The sequence below is a fragment of the Mesorhizobium sp. ORS 3428 genome, assembly GCF_001854785.1.
Taxonomy (GTDB): Bacteria; Pseudomonadota; Alphaproteobacteria; order Rhizobiales; family Rhizobiaceae; genus Mesorhizobium.
The window spans coordinates 1-9,694 of sequence record NZ_MDFL01000173.1; the positions used below are offsets into that span (position 1 = coordinate 1).

9 protein-coding genes and 1 pseudogene are annotated in these 9,694 nt (G+C 60.7%); 2 read left to right on the plus strand and 8 right to left on the minus strand.

Annotated elements, in window-relative coordinates:
- Positions 1-218, plus strand: a 218-nt coding sequence (locus ORS3428_RS33790) for a hypothetical protein (RefSeq protein ID WP_210185695.1), incomplete at its 5' end; no start/stop codon positions are given.
- A 553-nt stretch (positions 219-771) separates the two neighbouring features.
- Here the strand turns inward: ORS3428_RS33790 and ORS3428_RS28955 are convergent.
- The 6 genes from ORS3428_RS28955 to ORS3428_RS28975 all read right to left on the minus strand — a co-directional run bounded on the left by ORS3428_RS28955 (position 772) and on the right by ORS3428_RS28975 (position 7,008).
- On the minus strand, positions 772-1,386 hold the full coding sequence (locus ORS3428_RS28955; protein WP_071101697.1) for a nitrogen fixation protein NifQ: 615 nt from the start codon (positions 1,384-1,386) through the stop codon (positions 772-774).
- A 27-nt stretch (positions 1,387-1,413) separates the two neighbouring features.
- Complete coding sequence (locus ORS3428_RS28960) at positions 1,414-2,466, minus strand: LLM class flavin-dependent oxidoreductase (protein WP_040985315.1); 1,053 nt, start codon at positions 2,464-2,466, stop codon at positions 1,414-1,416.
- A gap of 292 nt (positions 2,467-2,758) precedes the next feature.
- A complete protein-coding gene (locus ORS3428_RS28965; protein WP_041000566.1) occupies positions 2,759-4,357 on the minus strand; it encodes an SDR family oxidoreductase in 1,599 nt (532 codons plus the stop codon).
- A 325-nt stretch (positions 4,358-4,682) separates the two neighbouring features.
- Positions 4,683-5,324: a nuclear transport factor 2 family protein gene (locus ORS3428_RS28970; RefSeq protein WP_071101698.1), complete on the minus strand. Its 642-nt coding sequence runs from the start codon at positions 5,322-5,324 to the stop codon at positions 4,683-4,685.
- Positions 5,325-5,497: 173 nt separating this feature from the next.
- Complete coding sequence (locus tag ORS3428_RS31975) at positions 5,498-5,743, minus strand: ferredoxin (protein WP_082037175.1); 246 nt, start codon at positions 5,741-5,743, stop codon at positions 5,498-5,500.
- 47 nt (positions 5,744-5,790) lie between these two features.
- A complete protein-coding gene (locus ORS3428_RS28975) occupies positions 5,791-7,008 on the minus strand; it encodes a cytochrome P450 (RefSeq protein WP_071101699.1) in 1,218 nt (405 codons plus the stop codon).
- 610 nt (positions 7,009-7,618) lie between these two features.
- Here ORS3428_RS28975 and ORS3428_RS28980 point away from each other — a divergent pair.
- Positions 7,619-7,882 (plus strand): annotated as a pseudogene (locus ORS3428_RS28980) (transposase); the annotation flags it as partial.
- Between the two features lie 239 nt (positions 7,883-8,121).
- Here the strand turns inward: ORS3428_RS28980 and ORS3428_RS34345 are convergent.
- Together ORS3428_RS34345 and ORS3428_RS28985 are read right to left on the minus strand one after the other, a co-directional pair.
- Entirely contained in the window at positions 8,122-8,313 is a 192-nt protein-coding gene (locus tag ORS3428_RS34345; RefSeq protein ID WP_338011969.1) for a hypothetical protein, read from the minus strand.
- Between the two features lie 191 nt (positions 8,314-8,504).
- Positions 8,505-9,566: a hemin-degrading factor gene (locus ORS3428_RS28985; RefSeq protein ID WP_071101701.1), complete on the minus strand. Its 1,062-nt coding sequence runs from the start codon at positions 9,564-9,566 to the stop codon at positions 8,505-8,507.
- Positions 9,567-9,694: the final 128 nt, after the last annotated feature.

Genomic DNA, 9,694 nt, shown 5'->3' on the forward strand with positions numbered 1-9,694 from the left:
GCTTCACCGTCTCGCGCCAAAGGAAAACGGCGCCGCGTCATGCCCGTTCCGCGCAATGCGGAAGCGAAAAGTCGTGGTTGACCAACGGGGGCGCGGGCGGACCGGTCCTGCGGGGTATCATCACCGCGGCCCGCGGCGCGGCTGGAGGAAGCTTCGCCAGCCTGCGGCTCGCGGTGCATCCGCTCGACAATCGAGTTGAACGCGTTTCCACCTTCTGATGCGGCGGGGGACCTGCCGTCCGGGGCGCCACCGGCTGGAGTGTCTCCGATGCGCGATCTTCCCGCCCGGCCGATGTTGGTCATGYTTCGTCTCCCATCCAGACAACAACGCATCGCCTAAAGTGTGTGGAGCAACGACAGGCGAGCCAACATGGTCGCCGCTCAGGAACCCCAAAGCGCGCCTAGGGCACCGAAGCCGGGAGCTCTGAAGGAAGCACCCTGTCCGATCGGTAAATCGAGCATGCCCTTAGCCGGGCGACGCTCGAATGCYTTTCGCTCGCAGTCGGGAGGTCGCAATCACCTTCAACATCACAACCGTTGCTCCCTTGAGTCGGAACGTAGCTTGGCTGACCTGACAACAAACTGACGCGCTATGAGAGCTGAGCAGAATCTGAGAGCCGCCGCAGCAAACGTTGCTTTTGGACCAAGGGACAAAGGCCGGCTGAACTGACGTGCGAACGGTATGGCCGACGCGAGTACGTTAGACCGGCGGCGACCGTACGGTTCGATGGCGATCAAGGTTGCCGCCTCATACCACTGACGAAAGCGGCTCTTAATCCAATGCGATTTCATTTTTGATTCGTGCGAGGCGATTTTCGCCTTCCTCGGGACCGARGCAGCTTGCGAAATCATTGCATTCCCGGCAACTGGGCGCGCTGCATAGCGAAAATCCTTCGGCCTCACAGAGCTTGCGGTAAAGGTACTTCTTCCATTTCATGTTTTGGGTGTTGCCGGCCGCCAGCGTCGGAAAATGCGTGGCAAGCAGGCGGCTGAGCTCGGTGCGATTGAAAAGGCCAAGGTCCTGCCAGAGATGGTCATTGCGCATGGCACGCCGGGCGATGATCTTGGYAAACCGGGCGCTCGCCGGGTCGCCCGGCAGGGCATGGGCCAGGAGCAGCTCGCGCAAAAGTTCTTCCTCCAGGTCCGGCTCGGGCTCGCCTATCTGTTCCAGGGCGAACGCCTTGACGGGGAAAGTGAGGAAGCTGCGGGCCAGGACATCGCGCAGCTCGGCGCGCGAAAGACCGGTTGCCTCTGTCGCCGTCGCCTCACCGGCCTCGACTTCCTCGAGCGCACACGAAAGCACGCAGGTAAGCACATGCTGATCGAACTCCAGTTTGATCCGCGGCGATTGGCCAGCGCAGAGGTGGYCACAATGGTGGGCGAGCATGGGTGCCATTCTCCTGGTTTTGTCCCATCAACCGCCCTGATGAGCGAGCGACTTGTTGACCGCAGGGATGATCTTGTCTCCCCAGAGCTCGATCTGGCGCAGCATCGTCTTTTGGTCGAAATCCCCCAACTGGGTCTGAATTGCGATCTGGTTRGGTTTTAAGATATCGATCTCTTCCAACAGGCGATCGATCACGCGATTCACGCTGCCGATCGGCAGGTTCCGGCGCATCGTCGCGAATGACATATCTTGCTGAGTTGGCGTTTCTTTTAGCAGATAGCCGTCCAGGCTCTGCTGGCGACGCTGATGCAGTGCTTCAGACAGCCTGCGCTGGAAGCGGGCATTGTCGAGATAACTGTTGATCTCTGCCTCGTCGTCGCTCGCATAGCAGCAACGCAGCAGAGATATCTTGGCGTCCGTGACATTCTTGCCTTCGGCAGCCGCCGCCTTCTCGATTGCTTCGCGCAGCGTGCTCAGAGCCTCCAAGCCGTTGTGGAATGCTGTGACAAAAAGATTGTGTCCCTCACGATAGGCCCGGCCCAGGCGGGCCGTCCCCGCGGCGATCCAGATCGGCGGGGTCGGCTTCTGGACGGTGCGCACCGAAATCGCCGTCGGGGGAATGTTCTCATACTGGCCGTCGTGCTCGAAGATGTTCTGGTTGAGGCCCTTCAGAAGGATGTCCAAGTATTCCGAAAAGACCGCCGGCGCCTCATCGATATTGACGCCGAAGCGCTCGAACTCGAATTGCTGGTATCCCGAGCCGACGCCAAGCTCGAGGCGCCCGTTCGCAACAATGTCGGCGAAGCCGATCTCGGAAAGCAGGCGCTGCGGTTGATAGAGGGGCAGCACGCACACGGCAGTGCCAAGGCGAATGCTATTCGTCACGCCGGCGCAGTGCGCCACCATCATCAAGGGCGAGGGAATGAGGCAATAATTGTTGAAGTGGTGCTCCGCGAACCACGCAGTATCGAAGCCAGCCTGCTCCGAAAGAACGGCCTGTTCGATGGAGTTGCGGACAACGCTGTCGCACGATTGGTGATATCCGCGCTGGGCGGCCAGGATGAAGGTTGCGAATTCCATGGGGTTTCCCTGTTTACAGAACGGAGCTAGCCATCGGGAGATGCTCTGGGTGCGCACGAGGCCTCGATCTTGCCGTTGGCGGCGGYGGGGTCATGCGGCAAGCCTTTCGGCGGTTGCAGGCGCACCGAGCGATTGGAACTGCTTCGACAGCGATGAGGACGGACGTTTCGTCTCGCCGAGGATGACATTGTCGGTCACGGCAGTGCGAGCGCGGCGCCCAACCGGACCATGAACCCTAGGACGAACTCGGCTTCGACGAGCCGCGGCCTGTCGGCTGGCGAATAGTCGACACTCAACAAGCGGCCTCTGCAAAATACTCGTTATCGAGTTCGCAGGCGTTTCCCGCATCACCGAACGAGTTCCAGCCGCCGTCCACGTACAGGATGGAGCCATTGACGTATGAGGCGGCAGACGAAGCCAGGAAGAACGCTGCGTCAGCGACGTCTTCCGGCTGTCCCAGCCTGCCCATCGGGATGCGTCGTGCGATCGTTTTCATGTCGATACGGCCGACCTTCGCTAACTGAGCAACGCCAGGCGTGCAAATGCAGCCAGGAGCGACGGTGGCCGTCCGAATGCCGACCGGCCCGAGTTCGGCCGCCAGGCATCGGGTCAGAATGTCCAGCCCCGCCTGGGAGGCACCATAGGCATGGCGCGGTGCGAACGGCAGAAAGCTGTTGATCGATCCGATGTTGAGGATCACGCCGCCAGCGCGCATCGTCTTGATCGCTTCGCGAGCGCAGGTGAAGGCCCCGGTAAGATTGACATCCAAGACGTGTTGGATGTGTTCCGGTATTTGTTCGATTCCCAACAACAAAGTGTCGGCGGCAGCAGCACCGTTGACGAGCACATCGATGCGCCCGAAGCTCGCCCGCAACTCCTCGAATAGCGCTATGACCTCGTTCTCGACGGCCACATCCACGCATTTGGCCGGGTTCTTGCCGCGGAGCCACGCAGCGATTTCTGCCGCTGTAGCGCCATCTCTATCAGCAATCACAACGGTATCGCCGTTTGCTGCAAAGCGGCGAACGATGGCCGCGCCTATGCCGTTCGCGCCGCCGGTGACGAGCACGATTCGCGCGTCGGTGCGTTCGGCCGGACAGGACAGTTCGGCTTGGGGTATCCCATCCACCTGCGGGTGCGCATCCCCCGGCTGGTTGAATGACATCCAGCCTCCGTCGACCGCCAGCACTGAACCGGTGATGTAGCGCGCCTGCGAGCTGGTCAGAAAACGCACGGCGAGGGCGATCTCGTCCGGGCGCGCCAAACGCCCCAGCGGCACGCGGCGGCGTACCGCCGCTAGGTCCACTTTGCCCGCGCGTTCCAGTTCTGACACCATCGGCGTGCGCGTGTAGCCGGGCGCTACCGCCGTCACGCGAATGCCGCGAGAAGCCCACTCACATGCAAGCGACCTCGTCAACGAGATCAGGCCCGCTTTCGAGGCCGCGTAGGCGTTGCGCTTGGGATTGCTGACGACGCCCGCCATCGAAGCGACGTTGACGATGGCGCCGCCGGGCCTCATGCGCCTCGCGGCTTCGCGGGCCATGACGAACGGTCCAGTCAAGTTTACTGCCAGGGCCAGGCGGAAGGCGTCGACATCAGTATCGACGCTCGCAGCCATGGTAGGTCCCATCGCGGCGTTGTTGATGAGGACGCTGATCTGGGCGAACTGTGCATCGACCCGACCGTAAAGCGCGAGCACATCCTCCTCCCGCGAGACGTCGCACTCGAGGCCGAGATGCGGGTGGCCAAGACCACGGGCCAGTTCAACGACGCCACTGCCGGGAAGGTCTACCGCAACGACAGTCTCTCCATCCCTGGCAAGAACTTCGACCAGGGCACGGCCGATCCCACCTGCGGCGCCCGTAATGATGACGATGCGTCCTGTCTGCATGTTGAGGACTTCCCGCGCTCCCTTCAGCGATTTCGGCCAATCAATTTGAGCGGCAAAAGATGCGTCGCGCTAAAGCAGCGCGTCCTGGCGATGGCCAGTTGCGGACCCTGAAAGACGGCCCGGCGATCCGGCAGCGGTCCAACTTCCGATTTGGTAGGCGAGGCTGCTGCGGAACCGGCCAAAAGGACAGGAGCTTGCCTCGATGATTTGGCGCTTCCAAGGACCCGTACATTGGGGGCACAACCAGTGTCGTCGGCAGGCTCGTGGAACAGAGCCGATCGCTCACGCCGTCGCGGGCAGAAAGGCAATCCAATTTGGCGCACCTTCACCGGGCGGTCTTTCGCCGGGATCGCTCTAGCATCGCAAAGTTGTCATGGCCTTGCGTCTCCTCGGCCGATGCGGCTGTGTCGYTCGAAGCCTCCGAAGAGTCATGGCKAGAAGGAATGCGACGCTTTCCGAGCCTGTAGACCGGATCGTCCGGATGYGGTGCTCCGATCGGCCGTCGCGGGCCGAACCGTTCTGCCTCAACGATCGCTGGTGGGATCTGCTCCTCTATCCAATCGTAGACCACTGTCCGTTCGGCAATCCGCCACTCCCCTTCCCTCTTGTGAAACAGATCGCAGTAACGGCCGCACAGGAGCGTCTGGYGCACGTCTTTGTCTTTGTCCGGCGCGCRTTGCAGCGCGGTGAAATAGCTCTCGACCGCAGCCTCTGCCGAGCCGATGAATTCGATTAGGATATTGGTGATCTGGTGGATGTTACGGGGTCCAGTCTTGAAGACACCGAGTGCAAACTCGATGAACCCTTCTGCAGGACCGCAATAGGCCCCGTGGTGGTCATGCGCATCGGGCCAGTATGCGCTGCGTAGCGCCGCYTCATCGGCGCGGTCGATCCCGCGGCAGTATCGATAGAGGCAGTCGCGGATCGCCTCACGGTCGATTAGTTCGGTAATTTTCGTCTGTTCCATCGGCTCTGCCAAAAATTCTGTGATCGGAAGAGGTGTTTTGCGAACCGCACCTTGGCGTTCGCGCATCCTGGGGTCATCTCGATGCTGCAGGTGCCCCTGCGTAGTTGTACGAGGACGGTGGAACCGAAGGTGCGTGGCTCCGTTCCCGTACGGGCCACCTGGGTCGATCCCTTTCATGCCCGGCGGACTCTCGGTGGAATGACGTCCGGTTCAACTCGTGCTGCAGGGTTCAGGTCGAGTTTAAGTGCACGTTCGGGACAGGATCGCGCGCCTCGCGATGCAGTCAGTTTCTCCTCTTCCGCAACTTCGATGTTACCGGGCAGGATGTAACCGGCGTCATCGAGCTTGAAGATGTGTGGCGCGTGCGCCGCGCATCGCGCGTGACCCTGGCATTTGGCATTTTGGACGATGATGCGCATGGCGCTGCCTCCATTGTCTTTGCACCTCGGCTCGCGGCGGGGCTTGGTCAGGACCAGTCTAGAATCAGATTTTCGATCCCGAACACATGACCGCCAGAGGTGATGGGTGCCGTGCACTTCTTGATCCGGAAGGCGGGGATGCGCGCCAGCCACTCCTCCAGGCCAATGACGATCTCGCGCCGGGCAAGGTGTGAGCCAAGGCAACGGTGGGGACCATAGCCAAAGGTGGCATGGCGGTTGTCCTCTCGCGCCAGATCGACCGTGTTGGGGCATTCGAATTCCGCCGGGTCGCGATTGGCGATCGTTGTGGCGCAGGAAACATAATCTCCCTTGCGGATCGGCGCGCCTTCGAAGTCGATATCTTTCGTTGCCACGCGGATCAACTGAACGGTCGGATAAGCGCGCAGCAACTCTTCGGCCGCGGCCACGATGCGGCCTGGTTCGCCGCGCAGCAATTCCTGATCCTTGAGGTTGCGTGCGAGATAGGCCAGGTCAAAGCCTATGGCTGCAGCAACAGTGTCGAGCCCCGCAACAAAGACAAGCACGCCGACCCCGCRCACTTCCTGTTTGGTCAGGCGGCGGCCCTCGACCTGTGCCTGCACGATGAAAGTCATGAAATCATCAACCAGGTCATTGCGGCGGGCGGCTGCAAGTTCATCAATGAACGATACGATCGTCCGGGCCGCGGCCGGCCGTTTCACATCGTCGCCGTGGAGCAGATCCCTCCCCCATCCGACAAATGTGTCGATTCGGTCATCCGGTAGCCCTAGGAGATGAAGGAAGATGCTTACCGTGAACGGAAATGCGAAATCCTTCATGACGTCGCAGCTTGTGCCCGATGCGGCGATCCCGTCGATGAGCCTGATTGCCCGCTCGCGGACAGCCGGCTCCAATGCTGCCACCCGCTTTGGCGAAAACAGCGGATTGAGCAGTGAGCGAAAGGCGCCATGGGCAGGAGGATCGAGTTCAAGTGGGATCATCGGCCAGCTTTCGCCCAGGGCGGAGGCAAAGATGTTGCGATGGCTGGAAAAAGTTTCGCTGTCCTGCAGCACCCGGCGCTGGTCGCTGGCGCGGGTGATCACCCAGGTGCCCCTGCCGTCGCGCGTGTTGAGGGGTGAATAAAAGATAGGCGGGCCGGAATGGACGCAAGCCACTGCTGCGTGGGGATCCCCGTTGGGAGTCGGTGACATGCCTGGCGAAGTGAACAGGCTGAAGTCCCTCACCATTTCGGGCGGGACATGATCTGGAACGGGATTTGTCGCCATTTGGCCTCTTCTCCTGAACGCCGGGCGTTCATGCGCTAGATTGAGATTGCAGCCCGATCTCGCCCGGTAAGTCCCAGCTCTAGCGTGTCGTCATTGTGTTGCGCGATGCAGCCAAACTGCGCACCAGCGCAAGAGATCGTTTGCGCATTCAAGCAGCAGAGGCTCCTGTTTCGTGTTGCGTTTCTAAAGCGTAACCCACTGGGTATCCCATTGAAGTTGAGAGGCTGGTCAGTCATCGCTGAATTCCGTGACGCACCGCTGCTGGCGCCCCGAAATTGTCTAAGCAAGTTGCGTGCCGGATCGGCCGTATHGATGGTGCTGTTCCGATCTCRGYCACCACCGGGACCGGCGCTCATTGGACGACCACATGTCCTCCCGGCAAAACGTCCGACAACCGACACCTGCGGTCAGCTTTGTCGCGTCCGCGACACGGGGGACTGTTCGRCTTGGCTCCYGTTAAACCTTGGTTCAGACCAAAGTATGCAGAACCTTCTGGGCTCTTCTGCCAAGTTGGCGTAATGTTGAGATCGTTTGGTCTCCGATACGCCAAGCATTGCGGTCGTCGCCGAGTACCRCAGCCATTCGGCTTTCTCCCTCCAAACCGACAGGAAGGCTCGAGGCCTTGATTGAGTGGCCGATCGAGGACGATTGGCCATTGGCGTGGATCTAAGCTGTCTCGGTCGCGGTGATTATCGCCGTCGGCGTCGACAACGGCCCATTGCCGCGAGGTGCTTGGCTGAGCGTCGGCACCTCCGTGGCCAGGCCGACCTGGACGGAGCTCCTGCGCAAACTGACGCGCCGCGGCTTCAGAGACGTCAAGCTTGTCGTCTCCAACGCCCATGACGGCATCAAGGCGACGCTCTCGAAGGTGCTCCAGCTACTCGGTAGCGCTGCCGGGCAAGTACGCTCAACGGCGACCGTGAGGTGGCGTGGTTGACGAAGTTCGCGCCAAAACCTTCGCTACCGAGGCCGACCGCATCGWAGGCCAAAGTGTTATCCGCCGGATTGAATCCAAGATCGAGGTATTATCCCGGTCGGGTCCGAAACGCGGGTCACATCCAGGGATCGGGTTGTGAAATTGGAATACGAACGTGTCGTTGCCTGTGCCCCAGGTCAGAAAATCCCTGCCATCACCAACAAAGAGGCCGTCATTACCGGGACCCCATAGAGCTTGTCATTATCCTCAGCAGTGATGCGCGGTTCGTCTCGGCCGTTGTCGCCATACGGGTAATCATTGCCCTCCTCTCCAAAGACCCGATCATTGCCTGCGCCACCGAAGACTCGGTCATTGCCGCCTGCCGAAATGGAATCGTTACCTCGTCAATCCATTTACGCGATGGATGCGTGATTGCGACGACCGAAAACGATCCGTGACAGCACGGGAAGCAATAGCTACGCGCTCACTCGCTCCGCAGGCAAAGCGTTGGCCAGCAGAATGCCGAGCCCCGGCGCGAGCGCCGAGCGAAAACGGAAAACAACATGCAATGGGTCTTGCCTCATGCAGCGGTCGGACCGGGAATGCGTGGCAGGGTCTCGGCCAGAAACCGCCAGTCCTCGCGCTCGCCCTCGCCTTCGCGGCGCTTGCCAAAGAACTGGATAATCATCTTGCCATCGGCGCCGTAGGCTTCGAGCGAGGTGACGTGACCGTCCTTGGTCGGCTTACGAACGRCCCAGACCTCTTTGATGTGGYGARTCCCCAGATGCAGGTGGAAGGTCTCGTCGAGCACATTGATCCACGGCCCGATTGTTTTGACCCACTTGATCGGACCGGAATGGATCTGGATGCAGCCACGATTGCCTACAAAGCACATGATCGGCATTTCGTCTTCGGCCGCYTRTTGAAACATGGCGCCGATGGCGTCCTTTTCGAGCGCCCAAGCGTAAACCTCGCCGACCATACGCACCGCCTCGCGGCGGCTGAGCCTCAGTCTCTTCAACATGTCGAAGAATTGATGCACGTCCGTCAGCTGGCTCCAGCACTCGCGTAGATCCTCCACCGTGGCGGCTTGGTCAGGAACCTCTGCGTCATCGTTGGCTCGGCTCGCCTTGAATACTACGATCGGCTCCTGGTTCGAGGATTCCAGCTCGGCCACCAGCTTCTGATAAGCATTGAGATTTGAGGCGGGCCCGAGTTGCACCTTGTGCATCGCCTTGCCGGCGGCATCAAAGAATTGCAGGCTACGGACAATGTCCTTGCCACTGCGCTTCTCGACAGCAAAGCCATGCGCCCAAACTTTCGGGAAGATACGCAAGTCGATCTCGTCGCCAAGCACCAGAGCATGCTTGTTGCCGGTGACCACCTTGTCGTAGACGCCGAACTTTTCATGCACAGCACTTTCATTGCGGGTATGCGYCACCACCTCGCCGACCGCTTCGAGGCCGGTCAGCAGATCATTGACCCGCGGCTCGACACGAATCGCRCCCAGACCGCAATGCGCGGCGACCAGTTCCGCTTCCGAAATGCCCAGTCGGGCGGCGAGATCGTGCTCACGTATCTTTGGATTGTCTTGCTGCGCCCGTCGGATTTCGTGCGGCGATGGTCTCTCGCGCTGGTCCATGTGTTTAACGACCTTCATCTGCTTGTTGAGGATCAGCTCAGTTGCCGGGTGGTCGTCGACTGAGCTCAGCGTGGTGCTCGATGCCGACCTCCTGCTCGTCCAGGAGCAGGGTGCTGCTGGCGAGAGTG

Bases quoted from the DNA above. Each gene is read 5' to 3' on its own strand.
- ORS3428_RS28965 (WP_041000566.1), bottom strand. From the start codon at position 4,357: ATGCAGACAGGACGCATCGTCATCATTACGGGCGCCGCAGGTGGGATC.
- ORS3428_RS31975 (WP_082037175.1), bottom strand. From the start codon at position 5,743: ATGCGCATCATCGTCCAAAATGCCAAATGCCAGGGTCACGCGCGATGC.